Origin of the sequence: Companilactobacillus sp. HBUAS59699 (assembly GCF_036913575.1) — a bacterium.
GTDB lineage: Bacteria > Bacillota > Bacilli > Lactobacillales > Lactobacillaceae > Companilactobacillus.
Genome location: NZ_JAYKTV010000001.1, coordinates 82,422 through 108,996, shown reverse-complemented (window position 1 = coordinate 108,996; position 26,575 = coordinate 82,422). Strand labels below are relative to the sequence as shown.

The following is a 26,575-nucleotide window of genomic DNA, read 5'->3' as shown; positions in this document are numbered from 1 at the left end:
TAAAACTGTACAAAACAGTTTTCACTCTTTTGGTTATAAAGTAACCGACAATTATACAGTTTTTAGTGAAAGTGGTAACTCCAGTAATGGGTAAGCTTTCAGTAATCGTACCCTCCCTGAATAGAACCGAAGTGTTGTCTTTCATGCACTTATTGAAACATTTATAAATCCATTTTGCAAGTCTAAAATGAAAATCTATCTTGAAAATCGTTTATTTGGTCCGCTGACGATTACTTCTTTGGAGAGATATTTTACTCGCTCCATAATCCGCTGTGCCTTTACTGGCTCTTCTTCTCCACGCTGATTAACTGACAAATGCTGTTCTAGCTCAGACATTGAAAAATTCGAAGAGAAAAATGTCGGCATATTTTCTTGCATACGATATTGCAAGATAACTCCTAGTACTTCATCACGGATCCAACTAGACATTGAGTCTGCCCCAATATCATCCAGCATTAAAATTTCAGCATCTTTAACTTTGTTGACACGATCTAATACATTGTTCTGTCCGATTGAATTTTTCATTTCAATCGCAAAGGTTGGAAAATGCATAATCGTTGTTTTGATATCATCTTTGATCAATTCATTAGCGATTGCACCCAAAAGATATGTCTTACCTACACCAAAGTCACCAGCCAAATATAATCCGGGAACAAAGTTATCATTTCGATGTTCATAATTATCTACAAAGTCTAGTGCCGCTTCGAGTGCCTCTTGTCTACCCGCACCACCGTAATCAGACAGTGTAGCTTTGCGAATATCCTTTGGCATATTCAACAAGACAAATTTTGATTCATAATTACTTTCTTTTTCTTTGCTGATAGTTCTGCTATTAGGGGCATAGACAACTTCAATATTGTGATTACTGACCACTAATTGTGGCACATATCCCTTAGACAATTCACTTGGATGTGTCTTGTGATTGTAGAATTCATAAATACTAGCGGCACTAACATCAATAGCATCTGAATTGATTTGTTCAGAATTTTTCTTCAAAAAAACTTGAACATCAGGATCATTCAATGCTTGACTCATCAAACGACGATAATCATCAGTTAGATTTTTTGAGTTTAAATATTCAGCTAATTTTGATCCTAAATTTTCCATGATTAATTATCCTTATTTCTCATTTTTCTGAGTCTCTCTTGTAACTCTTGTTGTTTCTTTTTAGCATCCCCATTAGCTACTGGCTTGGAAGTCACCTTACTCCAATCAGTACTCTGTTCGACTCTTCTGGATGCCTTATTACTGTTATAACGACGCTTGGGGTTACGCGGCTTAGTTTTGAAATCATGCAGCCTTTGCAGAGCTTGTTCTGGAGTTTCAACGTTGTTTTGCTGCCAATCATTAGCCATAGTTTCCATTAAGGGTAACGTCAGCGTTGGCGAATTTTGCAGTATGTAGTCCACCATGATATTCAAAACAGCTGGTGACAAATAAGTCTTCATCGCCATATCTCGTAATGCCCGTGATTCCACTGTACCAGTAAAGCCGCCACTCTTCTTTTTCTCAGCGGCTAAGAAGTCAGCTGGTGCCAAAGTCTTCGCTTGTTGCAACAATACATCATCTGCACGATTAAAATGTGTCACTATAGTATTTTGGTTTGTGTTATTAGCTTCATTATTATTCTGAGTTGTGGCATTCTTGATTGAAATATTAGCATTCTTCTCAAAGCGATCTTGAACCGTCCGCTTCAAACGGACTGGATCGATCTTATTATTAACGATGTCACAAGTTTGACCGATCAAATTAATTATGGCTATTTCATCTATGCCATAAAAAGCGTGCAAACTAATGATCAATTCTTGATTCTTTAAGAGATCATCATTACTGATTTTGAACAACTGACCAATTCTTTCCGAAATCAACTCCCAGTCTAGTTGAGAATCATCTGTTTCTTGGATCTTAGGTTTAGGTTGTGTATTCATATCATCAAAATCACTTTGAGCCGATTTAACTTCTGACGGAGTATTTATCAAGTCATCATTACTTAATTGAAATACTTCCAAGAAATCTTTACTGATCTCTTTGGAATCATCAAGAATATCAGTCGATTGGGCATATTTTTTGACTAACTTGTGATAGTTCTTCTCACCTATCTGTTCATACAAAAAAATACTCATTAGATCATCATTAAAAAAATCATGCGGCATTAAAGGCTCAAACAATTGATATACAACGTAATCACCAATGTCATCATGCTTTTCATATGACCGGATCAAACCCAATGCTTCGGCCTTAATGCGTTCATTATAAAAAGTTTTTAAGTCAAGGTCTAATAAGCTCATCAGATCAGCGTGACTCTGACGCTCACTGACTAATTCTTTATTAGGAACCTTCTCCCACAACAGTAAATAAATACTATATGCACGAGTTCCAAGTAACGGCAAATAAAGATCAGTCAAAACATGACGATCATAATCATTTATTTGTCCGTGTGGCAAACACCAATAACCCGTCAATGGTGTAAACTTTGCCGGATCATAATTAAATTCTTTTGCCAATTCAGCACTTCCTAATCTTTATCAGATTTACCTTCAGATCCATCATTTGCCATCATTTCTTGAACCTCTTTCATAAATCCATTCATATCTTTGAATTCACGATAGACGCTGGCAAAGCGGATATAAGTAACATCATCGACATCGGCAAGAATCTTCATGACATATTCACCGATAGTTTGAGAACCAACTTCATTCTCACCGGTTGCACGAATTTGATTTTCTACCTTATCAACGATGCCATTCATTTGATCAATAGTAACTGGGCGCTTTTCAGCTGCACGTACTAATCCTCGCAATAACTTCTCACGACTGAACTCTTCACGATTCCCGTTCTTCTTGATTACTAATAATGGCGATTTTTCGATTCTTTCAAAAGTTGTAAAACGTGTCCCGCAGTATTCGCATTCTCTTCTACGTCTGATAGCGCGTCCCTCATCACTTGGACGACTGTCGACAACTTTTGATGAATCATGATGACAATGTGGACAAATCATATCATCAGCCTCTTTTCTGTATCATAATTTTTTTATCAAATTATAAATTTCAGTTTCTAAAATATTCAAATTACCTGAATTATCAATCACAATATCTGCACGTTTTTTCTTATCTTCCATCGACATTTGTGAATTGATTTTTTTCAAAGCATCTTCTTCACTAATTCTATCACGTTCCATCAAGCGTTCTAACTGTATTTTTTCAGGAATATAAATAGTTATTACTCCATCAAAATAATTTTGATAATTAGATTCAAACAATAATTGAATTTCAAATATTACTATTCTTTTATCATTTGATTCACGGACTTGTTTTATTGTATGTAGAATTTGCTCTCGAATCAATGGTCCTGTGATATTTGTTAACTTTTTTAGCTGATTTTTATCATTAAAAACGATTGAACCTAATTTTTTTCGATTCAAAGATCCGTCACTGAACAAGATTCCTTTACCAAAAGTACTTACAATCTGTTCCAATCCAATAGTACCAGGCTCGACAATATCTCTTGCTACTTGATCAGCGTCGTAAACTACACAACCGTTCTTTCTAAAAATATCCAATACAGTTGATTTACCAGCTGCGATTCCACCCGTTAACCCATAGATCTTGCTCATTTGATTACCTGACAGTGTGGACAGAAGTGTGTACCACGTCCGCCTACTTTTATTTTCTCGATTTCAGTACCGCAACGAGAACAAGGTGTTCCTTCTTTGCCATAAGCGTGCAAGAAATTCTGCATGTGACCTGCATGACCAGTTGAATCTACATACGATCTAACCGTTGATCCACCAGCTTCAATTCCCATTTTCATTTCTTCATTTGAATATTTAATAATATTCTTAATATCATCATCATTCAAGTGATTAGCTGGTGTTTCTGGATGCAGTTTGGCACTCCAAAGGACTTCATCGACGTATATGTTACCAAGTCCACTCATAACTGATTGATCTAACAAAACCGTCTTAATGTCTTTGCGATGTCGCATTATCCTTGGTTTAACATTTTCAAATGTAAATTCATCTGACAAGGGCTCAGGACCTAATTTTGCAATCGACTTATTTCCCGCAAGATCAGACGTTCTCCACAACTGCATTCGACCAAATTTTCTAACATCATTATAAATGAGCTTTTGTCCATCATCCAAAGTAAAAATTGCATGAGAATGTTTATCGATCATTGCTGGATCGGCAGAAACACGATACTTACCTTCCATTCGCAAATGGCTAATGATCGTAAATCCATTATCTAAATGTATCAACAAGAACTTAGCACGACGACCAATATCTTCAATAGTTGTACCAGTCACCATATCAATAAATTGTTGTACATCCCCCGTTATTAAGTTTTGATATCTGATCTCAACGTTAGTGATTTTTTTACCCTTAACTTGAGATATCAATCCTCGTCTAACAGTCTCTACTTCTGGCATTTCAGGCATACTTTTTCACTCATTTCTTTATAAAATTTATTATTTTGCTTCGTACCAACTTTCACCGTGCGCTGATCCAACTTTTAGTGGAACATCTAATTTAACAGCAGAATCCATTACACTTGGTACGAGCTTCTCCAAAATTGGAATTTCAGATTTTGGTGCTTCAAAAATCATTTCATCGTGAACTTGCAATAGTAAGTTAGCTTGCAAGTTCTCTTTTTTGAGCATCTTTTGCATATTGATCATGGCAACTTTAATAATATCAGCCGCACTACCTTGAATAGGTGTGTTCATGGCTGTTCTCTGAGCAAAATTACGAATATTAAAGTTCTTAGAATGAATATCTGGCAAGTATCTACGACGATGCATTATTGTTTCAACATAGCCATTCTCTCTAGCAAATTTAACGATATCATCCATATACTTCTTAACTCCTGGATACTGTTCGAAGTAAGAATCGATGAACTGTGCAGCCTCTTTACGAGTTATACCAATATTCTGTGACAATCCATAGTCACTGATACCATAAACAATACCAAAGTTAGTGGCCTTGGCTTTCCGTCGCATATCAGGTGTAACTTCGTCCGTGCTATCTAATCCAAAGATTCTCATGGCAGTATGTGCATGAATATCGTAATCTTCTTTAAAGGCCTCTTGCATATTCTCATCACCAGAAATATGTGCTAAAACACGTAATTCAACTTGAGAATAATCAGCTGAGAACATTTCCCAATCGTCATCCTGTGGCACGAATGCCTTTCTGATCTGGCGTCCTTCATCAATTCTAATTGGAATATTTTGCAAGTTAGGTTCAATTGATGACAAGCGTCCAGTTTGAGTTAGCGTTTGTTGGTAAATAGTATGAATTCTGTTATCTGGTTGGATAAATTTTTGTAATCCAACTGCATAAGTCGAGTTGATCTTAGAAATTTGACGATAATCCAAGATTTTTTGAACTACTGGTGACTTACTCTTTAATTTTTCAAGTACATCAACCGCAGTTGAATAGCCTGTTTTTGTTTTTTTAATGACAGGTAATTTTAACTTTTCAAACAAGATCACACCTAGTTGTTTAGGTGAATTGATGTTGAATTCTTCACCAGCTTCTTGATAAATCTGTTGTTCAATATCACTCAATTTCTTAGCAAAGTCATTTTGCATTTCTTTTAAGCGACTTGCGTCTACCTTAACACCCTTGATTTCCATACTTGCCAAAACATTCGACAATGGTAATTCGATCTCGTCATACAAACTGTCCTGGTCGTTCTTTTTCAATTCGGCTAACATCTTATCGTGCAATTCATTGATAATATGAGCTTTTTGACACAAGAAATTCATCAGAACCTGATCATCTTCAGGGACTGCCTTTTTGACACCTTTACCATAGAACTCTTCTTCGTTTGGTAAATTATGACCATAGTTTTGAGCCACGATCCCGATATCAGTCTTATTATCATTAGTATCCAATAAGTACGAAACTAACAACATATCAAAACTTACTCCAGCAAATTCACAACCGTAGCGATGCAAGAGTGCAACGGTCTTCTTGTTATCAAAGACATATTTCTCTTTGTTTTCATCGGCCAACCATTGCTTCAATTTATCATTTTCCAAAATAGATATATCAGTTGTGCTGTAATAATTACCGTTGCTTTCGATTGCTATACCAATGATCGTCGAGATGTGATAATTTTCACCGAAATTTTCAACGATAATAGTCTGTGGACCAGCCTCTTCGACAATTTTGTCGATAGCAGCCGAATCTAACTCAGAGAACTTAATATCAGCAAGTTCTTCTTTAGCATCGTCAGTATCAACATCCATCTTTTCAAGAAATGAGTTGAAGTCCATTCGTTGATAGAACTTAATTAGTTGCTCTTGATTATCGCCGTGATATTCCAAATCACCAAGCTTTAATTCTACTGGTGCTTCACAATTAATTGTAGCCAATTTCTTACTCAAGAAAGCCTGATCCTTATCATTGATCAGGTGTTCTTTGAGCTTACTCTTCTTCATTTCATCAACATGCTCATACAGTCCTTCCATAGAGCCGTATTCATTGAGTAACTTGATTGCTGTCTTCTCGCCGACTTTTTCAACGCCAGGATAATGATCAGAAGTATCGCCCATTAATCCTTTCATATCAATGATTTGTTCAGGTGTGATCCCGAGTTTTTCCTTAACATGTTCTGGAGTATAAGCTTCAGTTTCAGTAACACCTTTGACGTTTACTCGTACGGTTACCTTGTCGGTCGTCAATTGTGTCAAATCTCGATCACCAGTAATAACAGTGACATCCATCCCTTCGGATTGGCCTTTACGAGACATAGTTCCGATAATGTCATCAGCTTCGTAATTCTTCAATTCGTAAGTCTTAATTCCACGTAAATTAAGCAACTCTTGAATCAAAGGTAGTTGTTCCATCAATTCTGGTGGAGTTTTGGCACGAGTACCTTTGTAATCTGAAAACATTTTTGTTCTAAAAGTCGTCTTACCAGCATCGAATGCAACGAGTGCATGTGTTGGTGACTCGTCCTTCAAGATTATATCTAGCATATTATTAAATGCATACAAGGCGTTAGTATGGATGCCATCGCCTGAAACAAATTTATCTAATACATTGTGCATGGCAAAAAATGCTCTAAACGAGACACTATTTCCATCAATTAAAAGTAACTTTTTATTTTTCGTCATTTTTTCTCCCACTGGAATGAAATTAACCATTATTATTTTAACAAATTAAGGGTCTCTATAACAGTTGTTGCGTTTAGAGCAGTAAAAAAGTCTAGAATCAATCTAGACTTTTTTGAGGATATTTAACGGCTGCATAAATTACTGATATTAAGATCAAACTTGCCAATAATGTCAGTAAAGCAAAATCTAACTTAGCACCAGTTAATGTATTGATCACATTATTCTTAGTGTTACTCGTAATCGACACAGCTGAGATAACAACTGATAAGACGTTGGTACCCAACGAGCCAGCATACTGTTGCATCATACTGAACAAGGAGTTCTGATCTGATTTCTTACTACCTTGAACTTGAATACTGCCGTCAGACAATGATGTACCAAAACCAAAGTTAAATCCAATTCTCAACAAGGAATATAACAAAATAATTGCTACAAATGATAAGTGGTCACTGAAGATAAAGAACATTCCCGCTCCTAAAGTAACTAAGACACCACTGATCATCATGGGAATCGTCGCCCCTTTTTTGTCATATATTGATCCTGCAATCGGACCGACAGCAGCTCCCAACAATGAACCTGGCAACAACATGATCCCAGCATGACTAGTATCTAGCTTCAAAACTGTTTGTGCAAAAATCGGTAACAGAAATGATAGTCCAATATTAATAAACTGCAAACCAAAATAACTAAACAACCTTAATCTCAATAGATGATTTTTTAAAATTGAAAAATCAATCAACTGACGATCAGTTTTAGAATTATACCAAGCAAAAATACCAAAAATAACTACGGTAATAATAGACCAGATCAGGAACTGACTAGAGAACCATCCATGACTGCCAGCCTGATCAAACGTAAACAGTATCATCGAGAAAATAATTGCTAATCCAGCAACACTGAAATAATCAAAATTAATTCCTTCAACTCCACGCGCAGTTCCTCGAATCGTGAACCAGCCGAGAATTGCTACAATGACGATCAAAGGTGCAATTCCCGCAAAAATCGCCCGCCAGGACCAAAGACCACTGACCACACCACCATAAGTTGGTCCTAAAGCTGGTGCTAAAGAAACAATAATACTGGCAAATCCAGTATAAAGGCCAATCTTTGAACTAGGAACTTCCACAAAAATCAAATTAAACATCAATGGTATCGATAGTCCTGCTGAAATTGCTTGCAAGAGTCTTCCCGTCAACAAAACTGGAAATGATGGAGCAACCAAACAAGTAATAGAACCAATAAAACAAAATATAACTGCAAAAGAAAATATTTTTAAAGGAGCAAACTTCTTTAAGACATACGCTGTAGTACTCATAATAATAGTCGTCAACAACAAATATCCTGTCGTCAGCCATTGAACAGTTCCTAAACTAACGCTTAAGTCTTTAGTCAAAGTCGGAAACGTAACATTCATCGACGTTTCAACTAAGATACTTATGAATGATAACAATCCAACTGCTGCAATAGACAATTTCACACGTGTACTTACTTCTTTTTCCACGTTTAATTCCTCACTTCTATAATTTTTAAACAAAAAAAGAGACATCGTCAAAAACAACGATATCTCCGTCACAGATTTCTAAATTTGAATTTGAGATACAAATCTCAAGCAAGAATTACTTTAATACAGTGAAATAATTTTGTCAAAGATTAGTCATCTAGGACCTCTTGTTGATCGGTTCTTAAGAAAACTACAAAATAACTCAACAACATTACCAAACTGACCACCAACATAAAAATTGGCAAACTTCTAATCGTTCCGTTATGAATCAAACTAGTCACAAATGTTAATAAGCTCACAACTAAGTAATAACCAAAACTAAATATCCCACTCGCACTGCCGATAACATCTTCATAGCCTTTTAAGGCAAGATTAAGAGCTATTGGTAGAGTTGTGTTCAAACCAACAAAAATCATGAAGAAACCAATTATTAAATATATTGGCTTATCAAACTTCAAGCTCACCAACAATAAAATGCTTGAAATAACACTAAAAGCTAAGCCTCCAAGTGCAATCGTTTCGGAACGTACAAAATTCACTGAGTAATTGACTATGATTGCACCGATAATACTTGCTAACGCTAATGTGATACCCAAACTACCATACTGAACTGATGTGAAATCAAAATGTTTCATAAAGATAAATGGTGCTTCTGAATAGTAGCCGAACAAAATACCGTTTATTCCACCAATCAATAATCCATACACTAAGACTGTTGGATCTCTGAGTAATTTATAACAAACCTTAAATAACGATACTGGTTCAACAACTGACTCAGCTTGTGTCTCTGGTAATCTGTACAATGCGTACAACAACACCGCTACTGACATTACTATCAAGGTACTAAATATGTTCTTGTATCCAAGATAATTCTCTACTAATCCACCGATCAATGGTCCAAATGCTGGTGACAATGCCATTGCTGCACCAACTTTTGAGAAGACCTTGGCACCAGTAATACCATCAAAACTTTCTCTCATAATTGTTTGAGTTACCACAGAACCGACACTGGCACCGAACGCTTGAACAAATCTAGATAACAGTAATAGGTCAAATCTCCAGCTGACTAATAAACTAACATTCCCAATCAAGTAGAAGATGATCCCCCACAACATTGCCGGTCGGCGACCGATACGATCAGATAACTGACCCCAGAATAAAACTCCAATTGCGAATGCTACAAAATAAATACTCATTGTTAGTTGAGCAGTTGCTGCACTCACCTGCATATTACTGCTAATACTTGGCAATGCTGGTGTAAAGATGGATTCACTTATTTGCGGAAATCCTACTAACACGATAATTAATAATAATGATGGTACTTTTTTACGGACGTTTTTCATTTTTCTCTCCTAAAATATTACTCTGCTGAAAAACGTCCTCTTCCGTTTGCTGGGACACAAACCATGATGTTACACATGTCCACAGTATTCACCTAATTTCTTTTTAATCTCCGTTGTATGATACGTGAAAACTATATAATTAGCAAATTAGGCAAAAAAATAGTAACCATCGTTTATGATGATTACTACAAATTATTTATTATTGTTGATTAGGATTCAAAGTACTCAAGACTTGTTCATAAGCAGTTTCATACTTTTGAACATCTCCGGCACCCATGAAGATAATTACTGCATTATGATAGTCCAATAATGGTGACATATCTTCTAGTGCAAGGACTTGTCCGCCCTTGTGAATCTTATCGCCTAGGTCTTTACTTGTAATATCTCCGTGCTTCTCACGAATTGAACCAAAGATATTAGTTAAGTAAACTTCATCAGCAAGATCCAATGACTTAGCAAAGTCATCCATTAGAGCCAAGGTTCTAGTGTATGTATGTGGTTGGAACACAGCTATAACTTCGCGGTCAGGATATTTTTGTCTAGCAGCATCAATTGTTGCTTTGATTTCTTGTGGATGGTGAGCGTAGTCGTCAATAATAACCATATCAGCAACCTTCTTCTCACTGAAACGTCTCTTAACTCCACCAAATGTTTGCAATTCTTTGTTAATCAAGGCGTGATCCAAATGTTCCATGTGACCTACACCAATAACAGCTAATGAGTTAAGTACATTGTGTTCACCGTATAGTGGAATCTCGAAGTTACCGATATTTTCACCCTTGATAGAAACATCGAATGATGAACCTTTAACAGTTCTCTTGATGTTTGTAGCACGAATATCATCTGATTCGTCCAAACCATAATAATAGATCGGAACGTCGGCTTTGATAGCCTTAGCGTGCTTATCTTCACCCCAGATGAAGATTCCCTTCTTTGTCTTACGTGACTCTGACTCAAAGGCATCAACAACATCATTAATACCACCGAAGAAGTAATCTGGATGATCAAAATCAATATTAGTAATGATCAAGTAATCAGGTGAGTAATCTAAGAAGTGACGACGATATTCATCAGCTTCAAAGACAAAAAACTTAGCGTCTTTTTCACCTTTACCAGTACCATCACCGATTAAGTATGATGTCTTAGCAATTCCACTAAGTGTATGTGCTAATAAACCAGTAGTACTTGTCTTACCATGTGATCCGGCAATACCAATTGATGTGTATTGTGAAACTAGCTTACCAACCATTTGTGGGTAAGTTACAACTGGCAAGTGCATGTCATTTGCTTTTTTAATTTCAACTTGATCATCATCAAAGGCATTACCTTTAATAATTGTTAAACCTTCGTGAATGTTTTTTTCATCGAAAGGCAAAATCTTAATGCCTGCTTGTTCAAGTCCTCTTTGAGTAAATGTATATTTATCAATATCTGAACCTTGAACTTCATATCCTAAATCTTTCAAGATAAGTGCCAAAGCACTCATTCCTGTACCTTTAATACCAACGAAATGATAGACTGTTTTTTCCATGATTACTCCTAATTGAACATTTTTTCTGCTTTTTCAAAATCAAATGCCTGTCCAGCGGCACCATCTTCAAGAACCAAAATGCCACGCTTCTTTGGTGCATTAGGGATTCCTAGCTCTTTTGCTGAGCAAATCATTCCATAACTGTCAACTCCACGTAGTTCACCTGGCCAAATTTCACTACCAGTAGGCATAACCGCACCTGGTAATGCTACTACAACTAGTTGTCCTTGTTCAATGTTTGGTGCACCACAAACGATTTGAACTGGCTTATCCAAGCCAACATCTGTTTGTGTAATATGCAAGTGATCTGAATCGGGATGGTCAACCATTTCATCGACGTGGCCGATTACAAATTTAGGCTTATCATCAACTTCTAATGTGTCAGAAAAACCAGCTGCAGAAATCTTTTGATTAAGCAATGCAACTTGATCATCATTAAGGAATACTTGTCCTTTAGCATCTAATTCTAGCTCTTTTGCTAAACCAAAAAAATTGAAACCAATGGCTTCATTAGTTTCATCATTATAAATTCTTACAACGTTATCTTTTTTAGCTACTGCTTGTGTGACACCAGCATCATCTGCTAGCTCAACGATTAAGACGTCACCTAGGACGTCTGGATTATAAAAACTTAATAGCATTATTTCCTCACTCAAATTATTTATTTATTACAGAATCAATAAAGGTCTCAACTTCTTCTTTAGTTTTACGATCTTTATTTACTAGTCTACCAATTTCTTTTCCATTTTCAATAACAACAAAGCTAGGAATTCCCATAATGTCCAACTCTTGGGCAATTTCCATGTTGTTGTCACGATTAAAGCTGATCCATTCAAAGTCAGAATACTCAGCTTCTAACTCTGGCAATTTAGGCTCAATAAACTTACAATCTGGGCACCAATCAGCATGGAAGAATAAAATATACTTACCTTCCTTAGTCACTTCATGCCAATCTTTTGTTTCATAATCTTCAAAATTTTTCATAATTTATATCACCTCTCATTATTAAGATACTTTTTCTTGCTCAACTGGTCAATTTAAATGTTCTTAGCTAGGGAATTAATATATAATAGTGTTAATATATGATTAAAACAAACATCAAGGAGTGATTTTATTATGAGTAAAAAAGGTATCGGTTCAGTACTAGTTGCTGGTACAGCACTTGTTGCAGGAGCAGCTGCTACAGTTTTAGTAAAGCATCACCTAGATAGTGAAAAGATCATTGCTAAAGTTAAATCTGTTCTTGGCGAAGACAGCAAGGTTATCGGCTCATGGGTTGAACCTTTCTACCAACGCGTAAATGTTAATGGTCAAGCATCTTGGGGTATCGTCGGTGGCGTTACAACAATGGATGACTTCGACGTAGCTCAATATCACTTTATCGCCGATGCTGTTACTGGCGAATTGCTTAACATCAAAAAGGTACAATAACAATAACGAATACTAATTATTAAAGTGGGCTTTCAGGTAATTGATCCTGAAGCCCTTTTTTGAGAACTTTTTTTCGTATTCAGTTTCAATATTGTTTTGGTTCAAGGTTTCATCATTATGAAGATCAAGCGAGATCTCATCAAATTTCATTCCAAAGTTATTCATACTAATCAATGAATACTCGAATAATCCTTGATTATCAGTTTTAAATTGAAGATAACCATCATCTTTTAAAACTGTCTTGTATTGTTCCAAGAATGATTTATAAGTTAAACGACGCTTTTCATGACGCGTTTTTGGCCAAGGATCAGAGAAGTTTAAGTACATCCCTGTAATTTCACCCTCGGCAAATAAATCAGTCAAATTAGAACCATTAGCTAACAACAATTGCAAGTTGGGAAGTTTATTCTCAACTTGCTTTTTTAGTAACAACGCAATGGCACCTTCTTGAACTTCCATTGCCACGTAATTATTTTGAGGATTCTGCTTAGCTAATTCAGTTATAAATCCTCCCTTACCTGAACCAAGTTCAAGAAATAATGGTTGTGACTTTTCGAATCTATCTTGCCATTTACCAGCCATGTTCTCAGGTTGAACAGCAATCAGATCAAGGTTGTCATTGATCATATCTTTTGCCCAAGGTTTGTTTCTAAGTCTCATAAAATCTAATACACTCCGTTATCTAAATATTTTTTTAATTGTCTTGGCATGTAAAAATAACCGACAAACAATAATACCGCAAGTCCAGCGACAATAATAATCAAACTGTTAGCACTTAATCCAAACTTATAAAAAATTGCGACTGAACTAACTACCCACTGTACGCACAACACCAGCACGCTCAACTTAGTAAAATCGTTGACCTTATCTTTTCCGTTAACTGGATAAAGTCTCTGCATCATGTTGAGCATCACGTCTTTAAAGTATGGTTTTAGTTGGAAGCCCACTAGATAAATGAATAGCATTTCTACGATCAGTGAAATGTAAAAACTATCTATTAATGCCAGCATGATTGCTTGAATAATAGTCAGTCGCAAGAAAAGTCCGATATATTCGTTGTTTCTGACGAATCCACGTGCAAATAAGTATAAGTATGTATTCTTTTGTACTGGTTTGATGCCATTGAATAAGAAATCCAACCATTTGCGACGTTTGATCTTACTATTGACACCTGGCACATCAGTAAATAGGTTATAAAATCTTTTAACTCTAAACATTCTTTGATTTTCATCCGCAATAGCTTGTTGCCATTGAAGCTGTCCGGATTCACAAATTTGTTTATTTTTAACTTGCATTACTGCAAATAACACAATTCCAACTACCAAATTAGTAAGACTAAACCAGTATACAGAAATTATTAAAGAAATTGTTAATAATATATTCAACAGTAATTTTAAATTCATTCCGGATACTTGTTCCTTGCCGTAGATCTTAAACATTTCAGCATTTAAGAACGCTAATTTGAAAAAGACTAATCCTGCAGCAATCAAACAAATATCAGCAATACTTAACCCCGCACCAGTGAAGGCAAACGGTGACAACAAAAAGTTTACGATTACGATTGCTACAACTGGCAACATAATGCTGTAATTAAAGGCCGATTTAAAGTACTGATGAAATTCTTTTTCCTTTACCAACAAAAAGGTACTGTCAGGATCCTCTAGCAGAGTTGCAATTTTACCAACTTGAGTAATCAGCAACAGAATCAAAATGACAACTGGCTTACCAAGTACGAGCTCACCTTTGATCGTTCCCAAAAAATTAGAGTACCAAAATCCTAAAGCACCTATCAAAACGATAAATGCTAATACAAAGTTGTCATTAAAAATCAATCTTAAATATTTAAATTGATTAAGTTGATGTCTTCTTAATCTATCTTTCCAAAGTTCTTTCATTAGAGGTCCTCGTTTGACATCTTAATGTAGATATCATCAAGATTGGCATCTTTCATATCAAACTTGTCTTTCAATTGATCCAATGTACCGTCAGCACGAACCTGTCCGTGGTTGAGCAAAACAAACTTGTCCGCATGGTCTTGAACAGTTGCCAAAATATGGGTAGACATCAAAACTGAACAACCTGCTTGTTTCTTTGCTTCAACAATATTCAATAAGTCATTGACTGCTAGAGGATCTAATCCTGTAAACGGCTCGTCAATAATAAACAATCTGGCATTAGTCATAAAGGCACAGACGATCATAACTTTTTGTTTCATACCTTTTGAGAAATTTTGTGGAAACCAATCCAACTTATTGTCCAATCTGAAGGTTTTCAATAATTTATTGGCATTTTCCCACGTTTCATCACGATTCAAGCCATAGGCCATAATCGTCATTTCAATGTGTTCTTTCAAAGTTAGTTCAGGATACAAAATTGGCATTTCGGGAACATATGCAATTTTTTTTCGATATGCTTCGACATTATCGTGAAGACTCATACCATCGATCAAAATTTGTCCTCCACGTGGAGTTAATAAACCAATGATATGCTTGATAGTTGTTGACTTACCAGCACCATTAAGCCCAATCAAACCAACGACTTGTCCGTCTTCAACTGTAAAAGTTTCTTTTTTTAATACTGAAACTTGACCGTATCCTCCGGTCAATTCTTTAATTTCTAAAGTCATGGATAAACCACCTATTATTCTGTTTTTACTATCCTAGATATGATAGCATGTTAGTTAATACTAATGTTTTTGAAGGGAGATTTTTTATATGGACGATTGCATTTTTTGCAAAATAATTAATAATGAAATTCCTAGTACAACTATTTACGAGGATGACGATATTAAGGCATTCTTCGATATTTCTCAAGTAACTCCTGGTCATACTCTGGTGATTCCTAAGAAACATGTTCCAAATATTTTTGAATACGACGAAGAATTAGCTCAAAAGGTATTCAAGAAGATTCCTATGATTGCCCGTGCAATCAAAGACTCTAATCCTGATATTATCGGCATGAACATTTGTCAAAATAACGGTGAGATCGCATATCAAAGTGTCATGCACTCACATTTCCATTTAGTTCCCCGCTATTCCAAAGATGATGATTTCTCAATGACTTGGGGCGACAATACTGGCAAGGCTTCAACTGAAGAATTGCAAGCTCGTGCTGACAAGATCAAACAACACTTGGAGGACTAAGATGAAATTTTTTAGCGGATTTATCGTCGGCGCAATTTCAGGCGTCGCACTGGAAATTCTTCAGTCACAAAAAAATGCATCTACAGATAATAGTACCAACTTATTCCACAATATAAAAGATTTAAAGAACACATTGGTCGAACTTAAAGACAATGCGTCTATCGTTCCTGAAGTCGTGTCCGGGTTACAATCAGATATCACTAATTACGCCCAGGACATAGCTCCAGACGTTGAAAACTTAAAATCTTCAGTTTCAGAAATGCAAGGTAATTTGGAAAAATTCAAAGAAATAAGTGACTAAATTATGAATTTTTTGTGATTTTTTCATCAATAAATTAACTATTTCATTTAATTTATGGTAATCTTGTCAATTGAAGACATATTAAATAAGGATGTGTAAAGGATGAACAAACGTTTGACAAAATGGGTCTTAGCTCTAGCTGGCCTATTGATGGTAACAGTTGTTGCTGGTTGTTCTGGTAATAAAACCGTTGCTACATTAAAGGGTGGAAGAATTACCGAAGAAGAATACTACAAGGAAATGAAGAGTTCTTCATCTGGTAAGCAAACACTTCAAACTATGATCATTACCAAAGCTCTAGAAAACCAATATGGTAAAGATGTTTCTACTAAGCAAGTCAACAAGGAATACAACAAGTACAAGAGCCAATATGGTTCTTCATTCAGTTCTATTCTTTCCCAAAACGGTATGACAACTGCTCAATTCAAGAAGAACATTCGTACTAACCTTCTTACAAAGGTTGCTTTGAAGAAGAACAAGACCGTTACAAATGCTCAACTTAAGAAAGAATGGAAATCATATCAACCTAAGATCACTGTTTCTCAAATCTTAGTTGCTAAGAAATCTACAGCTACAAAAGTTATTCAAAAACTTCAAAATGGTGAAGATTTCGCCAAACTTGCTAAGAAGTATTCTACAGATACAGCTACAAAGAACAATGGTGGTAAGATGGACGCCTTTGACAACGATAGTACAAGCGTTGACTCAGACTTCAAGACAGCCGCATACAAACTTGAAAAAGTTGGCGACTACACATCAGAACCAGTTAAGACTAGCTACGGTTACAGCATCATCAAACTTGATAAGAAACCTTCTAAGGGTAAGATGAGTGACCATACTGCAGAACTTAAATCTAAGATCTACGCTAGTTGGATGCAAGATTCAACAGTAATGCAAAAGGTTATTTCTAAGGTATTGAAGAAGTCAGATGTATCTATTAAGGATAGCGATTTGAAAGATGTTCTTTCAGGATACGTTTCATCAAGCTCTTCTAAAAAATAATTAAGTACATACAAAAAGAGATCGATTTATAAAAATCGACCTCTTTTTTTTTGACCTGTTTTAACTGTGCTTATAGAATGAACGATTATCCAAACCGAAGATCCGCTCTGAGAACTTACCCTTTTCGGTCTTATCTAATGCCTTAGTTATCATGTTGATCCCAGCATCCATCTCATCGATATTGTGTAGTACCTCAGCCTCTAACAGCTTAGGACGTTCAGGAGAACCGTATTCCAATAATCCGTGATGTGACAGAACCATATGTCTCAGCAAGATCATATCTTCTGATTCTAGATTAATATTCATATCTTGGGCAGCCTTTACGATTTCCTCATCGATGATCGTGATGTGTCCTAACATATTACCCTCGAATGTATATTCGATGTCTAAGCTACCCGACAATTCAATCGTTTTACCTAAGTCATGTAGACATGCACCAGCGATCAACAAGGCACGATTTATTTGCGGATACTGATCAGATATCTTCTGGGCTAAACGAACCATACTCAAAGTATGATAAGCTAAACCACCTTGAAAATCGTGATGATTACTCTTTGCAGCAGCACTAGTAAAGAATCTATCGTGATACTTCTTAAATAAATATCTAACTATTCTGTTCCATGCACCGTTAGTTATTTCCAAAAATATATCTTCAAACTCGTTTTCCATATCAACACGTTTGATCGGTGCCGTTTGAACAAATTGTGACATATCTACGGTAGATGCATCGAGTACGCCTAATCGGTTAATAATAACTTGAGGCTTGCCTTGATAAACATCCCTCTTACCATCCAATTGAACAACTGTACCGACCTTATAAGTCTCAGCATCAATCTCTTTAGCATCCCAATATTTACCAGGAATTTGACCTGACTTATCTTCAAAAACTAACGACAAAAAGTTTTTTCCATTTTTGGCCAAGCGAAAGTCTGACTTCTTAATAACAGCTTCCAAACTCATTGCGTCGCCATTCTTATAATCAATAATCTTTTGAGCCATTGTTTACCTCCTCCAAATTAATAACATGTTCCTTTGGTAAATCTGAATTCAAGTTGGCTGTAACATAGATAATTTGATTCTCTTCAGCAACTTCTTTAATTAATTCAAAAATACTACTTGTTCTTATTTTATCAAAATCTACGAAGGCATCGTCAATTAATATTGGTAAATCGATCAAATCTGAAATTTCTATTACGAATGCCAATCTCAGGGAAATATATAGTTGCACTGTTGTCGCCTTTGATAATTCATGAACATCGAATTTCATTTTGTCTTTGCGCGTCAATTGAAGATTATTTTTATCAAACAAAATACCGATGTAATGGCCATCAGTTAATAACTCAAAATAATGCTCCGCACGTTTCAACATCTTAGGATAACGGTTTTCAGTAGCCAGATCCAACATAGAATGAATCCATTTGCTGGCAAGTTTGTCAGCTAACCATTGGTCATAAAGTTCGACCATATCAAGCTCATTTTGAGCTAATTCATCAGTTACTCGCTGATATTCATCATTATCAAAAATCTGCTGTCTCTTAGTTTTGATCGACCCCATCTGACGATTCAATTCATCGTTTTGCTTGTACAATGAACTTAGCTGACGACTAACTTGTTCGAGTCGTGATCGTAATTCATCTGAATCAGTAAATTGCTCCAGAGCATGAATATCGTCACCCAAAATAGATTTATCTTGTTCAATTTTGTTGACGATACCTTCTTTCTGTAACTGTTCACTGTGTAGTTTCATAAATTCATCCATCGAATCAACCGCGTACTTAGACAAAGTTTCATTAAGAGTCTCTTCTAACTGAGCTATTTTAGTATAGCTCGCTTGTTGAGACTTTTTATTATCCAAATTATTCTTTTCAATTAACGATTGTTTAGTGAGTAGCGCATTTATTTTGGAAAAATATCTTTCAATGTTACTTGCCAGATCATCGGGATCATTCAACAATTGCAGATCATTTATTTTTGCTTGCCACTGCGATAGATTCTCATTAACACTTTGGAGTTTTGACTCCAAGCCATTTTGTTCTGAACGCAGCTCATCTAACTTATGTATAACCGTCTGCAAAGCTTGGATTCTATCAATCGATAGGCCTCGATAACCTTTATCATCAATGAATGAAGTCATTGTCTGAGGCGTACTTGACGAGTTTCGAGCAGAATCTTGTTGTTGATGCCAAGCGTACAATATTCCCGCTACAAAAACTAATCCGGCTCCGATTCTCAAAGGACCGGACATCAATGTTGCTAAAACAAGTGCAACGATAGACACTCCGATTACTGGCCAGTTTAAATTCTGAGTAGTAACTGTTTCTGGTTTGGGCTGGGTCAACTGGCGCAATTCTTCATCAGTCAGCGGCTGCATTGCATCGCTGAAATCACGATTAGAAGCATGCAGACTATCAATTTTAATATCATTATCATTCAAGCGTTGATTAACAGTCTTTTTTTGAAATTGTAAATCACGAATGACGTCTTTTTTTGAATTTAAATAATCTAATCCATCTTTGTGACTTTGATAGTAATTTAGAATACCCTGCTCTTCATCAGTTAAAATACTTGAATCAAAACTCACAGTATTTTGCCTCAATGTCTTCAATTCTTGGTCGATCTTTAAACTACGTTCCCAGTCTTCACGAGCAATAATATTGTTCAAACTCACATCAACCTGTGACAAATCTCGATACGAGACGAACCTAGGCCACTTGTCATTCAAATTTGATAGTTCATCACGCTGCTTTGACAACGTACGTTCTTGTTGAATATTATTCTGATATTGATCCTGAGCTTTTTTTAATTCCAAATTAATATTACTGTAAGCTACTTGCTGATTATCAAACTCCGATTTACGTTTCAAGAGCCTATCGTGTTTTTCGATACTCTCAGCCAGCGGTTGCTTGCGTCCACGTGCCTTATACAGGCTCTCACTAGCTTGTTCTAATTTATCAGCACTAACTAGCCATTCTTTACTGCCAACGGCTCCTACGGCCATTATTTCGGTTTCCAGTTGTTCTTCATTTAGTCCGTAAATCGAGATAATGTTCTTATCATTCAAGACATGACTGCTTTCGAAGTCTTCCTTAGAGAAGCCGCCAGTTATTCTGGTGATCAACGATGCTGGTACTTCTTTATCATTTCTAAATAAGGTAACGTCCCCACCATTCTTGCCATCAACACGGCGCAAAGTCCAGAGTACCTTGTCTTGGTCAACAAATTGCAGTTCACCTCCATAATTACCACCATTCTTAGGTTTGTACTGTTGAAATTTTTCATCCCCACGTGCTGACGCAAAACCAAATAATATACTTTTAATAAAGGTCAATAAGGTAGTTTTCCCAGCTTCATTATGACCATATATTATTTGATAATCTTCTTTTAAATTCCATTCGACATCGGACCACTTACCGAAGCCATATATCTTAACTCTAGTTAATTTCAAAATCAGTCTCCGATGTATTTTTTGTTAATAGTATTTTTAGTTAATTCTTTAATGTGACTTATGAAAGCTGGATCATTAATGTGATCTCGAATAACTTGCTCACCGAACAATCTGCTATCCAGATCCTTAATATCATCCAAATTAAATATTGAGCTTTCACTTTCATCCCAGTATTTCTGATCTATTTCAACCAGTTTGGCATCACGATTGTATTTGGAGTATATCTTATAAAGTATTGCATTAAAATTATTTTTGGAAAAATGTTCCAGAACTTCGCCCCTATCAAGAGCCTTCACGACTTCTTCATTGAGATTCTGAGCATCATTGATCGTCAAAGTAACTAAGAACTTCTCACTACTCTGACGATATGAATCTAAAACATCAGTTATCTTAGTGAACAAATCATTCATCGTATCACCTTTGATTGCAGCAATTCGTGAATCTTCCCAGACATAGACCGAACTAGGTACGAACTCACTTTGAGTGATACCATTTTTTGCTGATACCAAATAGAATCCTTTAGTTCCTAATTCATTCTGATTACGTCCCTGCGTATCGCCAGAATATACAACCATTGGATTCTGATGCAAAACCTCACGCTTATGAATATGACCTAGCGCCCAATAATCATAGCCTTTGGTCAACAACTCATTGACGGTGAATGGTGCGTAATTCTGATCACCAATTCCCGCATGCAAAATTCCAATTTGATAATCAAACGAACCTCTACTTGGATATTTGGCAACCATATCGTCACTAATATGATTCTGATAATAACTAAAACCCGTTATACCAACAGTCTGTCCGTCTTTAGTTTTCAGTTGAGCTGTAGAGATATCGTCATTAAAAACAGTGACATTATCTGGAAAACCTATAACTGAAAAATCATTACGATAATAATCATGATTTCCATAGACCATATAAACTCTAATATTGTGACTAGCAAGCCTTGAAAATTGATCTCTTAAGTATGTTTGAGCTGACAAGGTTCTCTCAGTATTATCAAAAGTGTCTCCCGCCAGTATTACAAAATCCACCTCTGCTTCAATTGCCGTATCAAATACCTTATCCGCCGCGGTATAAGTAGATTTTTTCAACTCTTCTTGTAAGGAATTAGAAAAATTGTTAATACTAACAAATGGTGTATCCAAATGCAGGTCAGCCGCATGTATAAATTTCATTCGTTCTCCTCTTTACAAAAAGGAGCCGGGACATTAACTGTCTCAGCTCCTTTTCTAGTAATTAATACTTATTTGTTATCTTGATAGATTTCTGCGATTGGTTTAGAAATGATTTTGTTCAATTCTTCCATCATAGAATTCATTTTTTGTTCTTTATCCATCAAGTTTTTGATTTCATCATAATTTTGAAGTTGATCTGTCAATTGACGCATTCCTTCGATATCGTCATCAGTGATTTCTTGACCTTGCATTTGTTTTTGTTGAAGTTCAAATTGTTTGTTTTGTACTTTATCAAAAAGTTTGAAAGCCAAATCATTTGCCTTAACAGCTTCAAAAGCAAGCTTGAGATCAGCTACTTCTGTTGTCTTTCTCAAATCTTGTTCTAGTTGGTTGGCGCTATCATAAATATTCATACAGTCACAGTCCTCCTACTGACCAAAAAAATTCTTAACATCATTATACCATTCTGAAGCCTTGTCTTTAATGTTATTTACACCATCTTGGAAAGATTTAACAATGTCATTGCTGCCACTGCTATTATCATTGTCATTATCTTCATTAGCAATCGTAGCGGCATCTTTAACGCCAAAATCAGTCTGATCTGTGTATGGTAATATGTTGCTCATTTCATTCTTAAATAACGATGCCACACCGTTTTCACTCACACCATACAAGAAATGATTCTTGTCAGTCTTATCAAACCCGATCCAACTGGCAACAACTATATCAGGAGTATAACCGATCATCCACTGATCCTTCGTACCAGCATAGCCATAAGAGCTTGGCACTTCGGTACTACCAGTCTTACCGGCAATCTTATAGCCGCTAGGCTTGGCAGATTTACCAGTACCTTCGTTATAAACTCCTAACATCATACTTGTCATTTCTTTTGCCGTGTCTTTACTAATAATCTGTTTAGTAGAATTACTTGTATTATCAACGACTACAGTTCCTGTTGAGTCTACGATTTTTCTAATAAAGTGTGTCTCTGATAACTTACCTTCATTAGCGAATGCAGTATATGCACGTGCCATTTGTAATGGTGAAACGCCAGTCTCCAAACCACCAAGGGCTAGAGCCAAGTTCTGATCATTCTTATGAACTTTGATACCGAAGTTTTCAACTGATGAAACACCTTTTTTGACACCGATCTTGTCTAACAAAGCAACTGCTGGAACGTTCTCACTTTGTGCCAATGCCTTATATATTGGTATTTCATCCTGATACAATCCATCGGCATTCGTTGGCGTATACTTATTCTTACCAAAACTTGTAACTTGATCCGGTAATTCAGAATCATAACTATAACCGTTCTCAATAGCCGGTGTGTAAACAGCTAATGGCTTAATAGTCGAACCTGGTTGACGAGTCATTTGTGTGGCACGATTGAATCCTCTAAAGGTATGCTCACCACGACCACCAACAACAGCTAAGACACCGCCATTTGCTGGATTAACTGCCACTGACGCTCCTTGAACCGCTGTTCCATCCGTTGCATTACTTGGGAACAAGTAATTATTGTCGAATGAATTTTCCATTGATTTTTGAATGTTCTGATCTAGAGTTGTATAAATCTTATATCCCTTATTCAATATATCGTCTTCACTGATACCGTACTTATTAACTGCTTCAGCGATCACAGCATCAAAGAAGTAAGGATATTTATATGAGTTACCACCATCATAATTATTACTCAAAGTAATAGGCTGATTCTTGTAATAACTTGCTTGTGATGAAGTTAACTTATTATTGTCAACCATCAAGCCCAAGACTAGATTACGGCGTGAAACGGCATTATCCATATTATCGATTGGATTATACATTGTAGAACCTTTAAGAGTACCTGCCAATACGGCTGCTTCCCCAGCGTTCAATTCACTGGCACTCTTACCAAAGTATCTCTCTGAAGCGTCTTGAACACCCCAGACACCATTACCAAAATACGCATTATTCAAGTACATCGTCAAAATAGTTTTCTTTGAATAAACTCGGTTGATCTCAATTGAGAGGAACAATTCCTCTCCTTTACGCCATAGCGTTTGTTTCTGAGTCAATAACGCATTCTTAGCTAATTGTTGTGTCAAAGTACTACCACCACCGGTAATATGGTGATATAACAAGTATCCCAAAGCCGATCTGGCATAACCTTTGATACTGAAACCTGGATTTGTCCAGAAAGTTCTATCTTCAGTTGAAATAACTGCATTCTGGATATTTTCCGATATTTTATCTAAACTTACATATGTTCCCTTACTGGCGTATAATTCACCAGCATCATCATTATCCTTATCTAGCACTGTAGTTTTAGTCTGCAGTGAAGACTTAAGATCCTCAACATTTGCCGTCTTAGCTTGATAAGTCCAAAAAGTACTTAAAACTAAAACTAGCGTTAGGAAAAGCAAGATCAACCAACGTGTCAGTTGGAACCTTCGCCAATATTTCCTAATAAAAGCCCAAGCAATTTGTAATTTTGGTTTTAACCAATCCCAAAAACCATTATTATTATTCATTGTTATACCTCTGCTATAAAGATAAATTTTATCACATTATTGGTATGTTTTTGAAATACAATAACAAACTTAAGGAGACGTTAAGCAATGTATCGCCGTCAAATCAAGTATTTGAACCAAGATAATCAAAATATTACAATTCGAGAATTGTTAAAAAAATGGCTAATTCCCAAAAAATGGCAGCATTTTTTTAGAGTTCAAGAAGATGTTTTGATCAATGGAAAATATCATCCCTTCAATACGATCGTCAAAAATAATGACATAATAACTTTGAATTTTAATTTTTTACCCAGATCACAAAATCAAACTTACTTACCTGGTCATAGATCCATTGATGTTTGTTATGAAGACAAGGATATTATTGTCGTTAATAAACGTGCCGGAATAAAGTCTCATCCGAATTTACCTACGGAAGATGATTCCCTAATGAATGACGTTGAATCATACTTAGCGCCACAAAACCATCCCTACATGGTTCACCGCATTGATATGGATACAAGTGGTTTGATGCTGATCTCTAAGACACCTTATTTAGTTCCCATTCTAGATCGTGAATTAAGTAGCAAAGTATTGCATCGTGAATATCTTGCCATTGTTAAACTCAATCAGCCTATTTTGGAAAATTCTGGAACAATTGATTTACCCATTGGGGCAGACCCAAATGACAAACGAAAACGTATGGTCCGACAAGATGGCCAAAATGCCATAACTAAATACAATGTCATAAAACAAAATAAAAAATATGCTTTATTACGACTAAACCTATTAACAGGTCGTACTCACCAACTAAGAGTTCATTTAAGTTACAAAAAATGGCCAATAGTTAACGATTTGCTCTACAATCCTGAGCAAAAAAATGGTAATCTATTGTTGTTCGCTCATGAATTAATTTTTATTACGCCATTTTCAGACGATGTTCAAACGGTCGAAGCCGATCTCCCCGACTTTATGATCGACTTCATAACCAACGAATTTTGAGCGATGAGAAGTTTTAGGAGTGATTTTTTACACTTTCTGACAAACTAAAAGAAGCCAACCGATCCCCGACAGATCAGTTGACTTCTTTTTTTGTTTATTTCAGAAAGAAGTTTTAGGAGTGATTTTTTAGGACTCTTTCTGAGGAGTTGTAACTAAAGTAATGACACAATTTTATCAATAATCGCCCCGACAGCAATTAAAAATACATATGCTAGAACTAGTTGAGTTACAGCTTGGATAACTAAAGGATAAGTCTGCGTTTTGACTTGCACCTTCAGATAAGGATGGAACTTATCCCAAATCATGGGATATAGTAGTAACGCTAACAGCGTAATGTAAGGTACTACTTGTAACAAAGCTAAGATAGGAATCAACAGAAATGTCAAAGCCCAACTTGCTTTAAACAAACTCAATGCATTAGTTTTTCCAATGTGGTAAACCAACGTATGACGGCCATTTTTTATGTCCGATTCTAAATCACAAGTGTTGTTACACAACTGTGCGGCAAACATTGCAAATGTGTTTGGCAAGCAAACAATTACAATATCGATCGCCGAACTAGAATCAAAGTTTCCAGTCCCAACTAATCCTAAGTAAGAATAAGTTAATGGAATCAGAATGGATATGGCAATAGCCACCACTGCTTCTCCAACCATTGTTGAATTGAGTGGTTTTGGACCTCCCGAATATAGTAACCCGATACCAATACAGATGACCCCGATCACCAAGATCGGCCATCCGGTTCTATATACTAAGAAAGCTCCAATTAATAATGGAAAAATGGTCAAACCGTACATCCATTTTTTGACTATTGCCAGTGACTCACGATTAATACCGATAGTACTGATTTTTTGGCGATATTCCAAATCTTTCGAGTTTTTATAATCCATATAATTATTATGAAAATTAATAATTATATGAACAAATATAACTGTAATAAATCCCAAAATACCGTTGATGAGATCATAGGTATTAAACTTTAAATATGAATAACTTATAACAAGGATAAACCACGCAAGATCGAGAACTGTAGTTTTTATTTCTGATAATTCAACAAATAGTTTTCGATTCAAGTTACCTTACC

25 protein-coding genes are annotated in these 26,575 nt (G+C 35.9%); 5 read left to right on the top strand and 20 right to left on the bottom strand.

The features are described 5' to 3' along the window. Positions 1-195 precede the first annotated feature (195 nt). From dnaI to U8519_RS00435, 11 genes are all read right to left on the bottom strand, one after another. Entirely contained in the window at positions 196-1,107 is a 912-nt protein-coding gene (gene dnaI, locus U8519_RS00485; RefSeq protein ID WP_334328372.1) for a primosomal protein DnaI, read from the bottom strand. A 2-nt stretch (positions 1,108-1,109) separates the two neighbouring features. Beyond that, positions 1,110-2,504: a DnaD domain protein gene (locus U8519_RS00480; RefSeq protein ID WP_334328371.1), complete on the bottom strand. Its 1,395-nt coding sequence runs from the start codon at positions 2,502-2,504 to the stop codon at positions 1,110-1,112. Positions 2,505-2,515: 11 nt separating this feature from the next. Beyond that, positions 2,516-2,998, bottom strand: a complete 483-nt coding sequence (gene nrdR / locus U8519_RS00475) for a transcriptional regulator NrdR (protein WP_334328370.1) — start codon at positions 2,996-2,998, stop codon at positions 2,516-2,518. A gap of 21 nt (positions 2,999-3,019) precedes the next feature. Then, positions 3,020-3,613, bottom strand: coding sequence for a dephospho-CoA kinase (coaE, locus tag U8519_RS00470; RefSeq protein ID WP_334328369.1), 594 nt, complete (start codon positions 3,611-3,613; stop codon positions 3,020-3,022). Further along, positions 3,610-4,437: a DNA-formamidopyrimidine glycosylase gene (gene mutM / locus U8519_RS00465; RefSeq protein WP_334328368.1), complete on the bottom strand. Its 828-nt coding sequence runs from the start codon at positions 4,435-4,437 to the stop codon at positions 3,610-3,612. The genes coaE and mutM overlap by 4 nt, the downstream gene beginning before the upstream one ends. A 30-nt stretch (positions 4,438-4,467) precedes the next feature. After that, complete coding sequence (gene polA / locus U8519_RS00460; RefSeq protein WP_334328367.1) at positions 4,468-7,125, bottom strand: DNA polymerase I; 2,658 nt, start codon at positions 7,123-7,125, stop codon at positions 4,468-4,470. Between the two features lie 97 nt (positions 7,126-7,222). Continuing rightward, positions 7,223-8,626 (bottom strand): MFS transporter, encoded by a 1,404-nt coding sequence (locus tag U8519_RS00455; RefSeq protein ID WP_442892104.1) that lies wholly within the window; start codon positions 8,624-8,626, stop codon positions 7,223-7,225. 149 nt (positions 8,627-8,775) lie between these two features. Beyond that, positions 8,776-9,969, bottom strand: coding sequence for a multidrug effflux MFS transporter (locus tag U8519_RS00450; RefSeq protein ID WP_334328366.1), 1,194 nt, complete (start codon positions 9,967-9,969; stop codon positions 8,776-8,778). Between the two features lie 199 nt (positions 9,970-10,168). Continuing rightward, positions 10,169-11,500 (bottom strand): UDP-N-acetylmuramate--L-alanine ligase, encoded by a 1,332-nt coding sequence (gene murC / locus U8519_RS00445; protein WP_334328365.1) that lies wholly within the window; start codon positions 11,498-11,500, stop codon positions 10,169-10,171. A gap of 8 nt (positions 11,501-11,508) precedes the next feature. Beyond that, positions 11,509-12,141, bottom strand: coding sequence for a YtpR family tRNA-binding protein (ytpR, locus tag U8519_RS00440; RefSeq protein WP_334328364.1), 633 nt, complete (start codon positions 12,139-12,141; stop codon positions 11,509-11,511). Between the two features lie 16 nt (positions 12,142-12,157). Continuing rightward, positions 12,158-12,484: a thioredoxin family protein gene (locus U8519_RS00435; RefSeq protein ID WP_334328363.1), complete on the bottom strand. Its 327-nt coding sequence runs from the start codon at positions 12,482-12,484 to the stop codon at positions 12,158-12,160. A 132-nt stretch (positions 12,485-12,616) separates the two neighbouring features. On the opposite strand from U8519_RS00435, the gene U8519_RS00430 reads away from it, so the two are divergent. Next, positions 12,617-12,931, top strand: a complete 315-nt coding sequence (locus tag U8519_RS00430) for a hypothetical protein (RefSeq protein ID WP_025024871.1) — start codon at positions 12,617-12,619, stop codon at positions 12,929-12,931. 12 nt (positions 12,932-12,943) lie between these two features. Here U8519_RS00430 and trmB read toward each other — a convergent pair whose 3' ends face one another. Genes trmB through U8519_RS00415 form a run of 3 tightly spaced genes read right to left on the bottom strand, consistent with a single transcriptional unit; the run spans position 12,944 to position 15,557 of the window. Beyond that, positions 12,944-13,591: a tRNA (guanosine(46)-N7)-methyltransferase TrmB gene (trmB, locus tag U8519_RS00425; RefSeq protein ID WP_334328362.1), complete on the bottom strand. Its 648-nt coding sequence runs from the start codon at positions 13,589-13,591 to the stop codon at positions 12,944-12,946. 5 nt (positions 13,592-13,596) lie between these two features. Then, positions 13,597-14,826, bottom strand: coding sequence for an ABC transporter permease (locus U8519_RS00420; RefSeq protein ID WP_334328361.1), 1,230 nt, complete (start codon positions 14,824-14,826; stop codon positions 13,597-13,599). Then, positions 14,826-15,557, bottom strand: coding sequence for an ABC transporter ATP-binding protein (locus tag U8519_RS00415; RefSeq protein WP_334328360.1), 732 nt, complete (start codon positions 15,555-15,557; stop codon positions 14,826-14,828). The genes U8519_RS00420 and U8519_RS00415 overlap by 1 nt, the downstream gene beginning before the upstream one ends. An 88-nt stretch (positions 15,558-15,645) precedes the next feature. Between U8519_RS00415 and U8519_RS00410 the strand changes: the two genes are divergently transcribed. The 3 genes from U8519_RS00410 (at position 15,646) to U8519_RS00400 (ending at position 17,377) form a co-directional block, all read left to right on the top strand. Further along, on the top strand, positions 15,646-16,074 hold the full coding sequence (locus U8519_RS00410; protein ID WP_334328359.1) for an HIT family protein: 429 nt from the start codon (positions 15,646-15,648) through the stop codon (positions 16,072-16,074). 1 nt (position 16,075) lies between these two features. Beyond that, the gene (locus U8519_RS00405; protein ID WP_334328358.1) at positions 16,076-16,375 is read left to right on the top strand and encodes a hypothetical protein; all 300 of its coding nucleotides are present in this window, start codon (positions 16,076-16,078) and stop codon (positions 16,373-16,375) included. Between the two features lie 102 nt (positions 16,376-16,477). Then, positions 16,478-17,377: a peptidylprolyl isomerase PrsA gene (locus U8519_RS00400; protein ID WP_334328357.1), complete on the top strand. Its 900-nt coding sequence runs from the start codon at positions 16,478-16,480 to the stop codon at positions 17,375-17,377. 60 nt (positions 17,378-17,437) lie between these two features. On the opposite strand, the gene U8519_RS00395 is transcribed toward U8519_RS00400, so the two are convergent. The 5 genes from U8519_RS00395 to U8519_RS00375 all read right to left on the bottom strand — a co-directional run bounded on the left by U8519_RS00395 (position 17,438) and on the right by U8519_RS00375 (position 24,513). Then, complete coding sequence (locus U8519_RS00395; protein WP_334328356.1) at positions 17,438-18,376, bottom strand: 3'-5' exoribonuclease YhaM family protein; 939 nt, start codon at positions 18,374-18,376, stop codon at positions 17,438-17,440. After that, the gene (locus tag U8519_RS00390; RefSeq protein WP_334328355.1) at positions 18,357-20,822 is read right to left on the bottom strand and encodes an ATP-binding protein; all 2,466 of its coding nucleotides are present in this window, start codon (positions 20,820-20,822) and stop codon (positions 18,357-18,359) included. The genes U8519_RS00395 and U8519_RS00390 overlap by 20 nt, the downstream gene beginning before the upstream one ends. Before the next feature lie 2 nt (positions 20,823-20,824). Then, entirely contained in the window at positions 20,825-22,003 is a 1,179-nt protein-coding gene (locus tag U8519_RS00385; RefSeq protein WP_334328354.1) for a metallophosphoesterase family protein, read from the bottom strand. A gap of 68 nt (positions 22,004-22,071) precedes the next feature. Further along, positions 22,072-22,416 (bottom strand): YlbF family regulator, encoded by a 345-nt coding sequence (locus U8519_RS00380; protein WP_125567535.1) that lies wholly within the window; start codon positions 22,414-22,416, stop codon positions 22,072-22,074. 15 nt (positions 22,417-22,431) lie between these two features. After that, complete coding sequence (locus tag U8519_RS00375) at positions 22,432-24,513, bottom strand: PBP1A family penicillin-binding protein (RefSeq protein ID WP_334328353.1); 2,082 nt, start codon at positions 24,511-24,513, stop codon at positions 22,432-22,434. 87 nt (positions 24,514-24,600) lie between these two features. On the opposite strand from U8519_RS00375, the gene U8519_RS00370 reads away from it, so the two are divergent. Next, positions 24,601-25,491: an RluA family pseudouridine synthase gene (locus tag U8519_RS00370; protein WP_334328352.1), complete on the top strand. Its 891-nt coding sequence runs from the start codon at positions 24,601-24,603 to the stop codon at positions 25,489-25,491. A gap of 152 nt (positions 25,492-25,643) precedes the next feature. Here the strand turns inward: U8519_RS00370 and U8519_RS00365 are convergent, their stop codons facing one another. Continuing rightward, entirely contained in the window at positions 25,644-26,564 is a 921-nt protein-coding gene (locus U8519_RS00365; RefSeq protein WP_334328351.1) for a prenyltransferase, read from the bottom strand. Positions 26,565-26,575 lie beyond the last annotated feature (11 nt).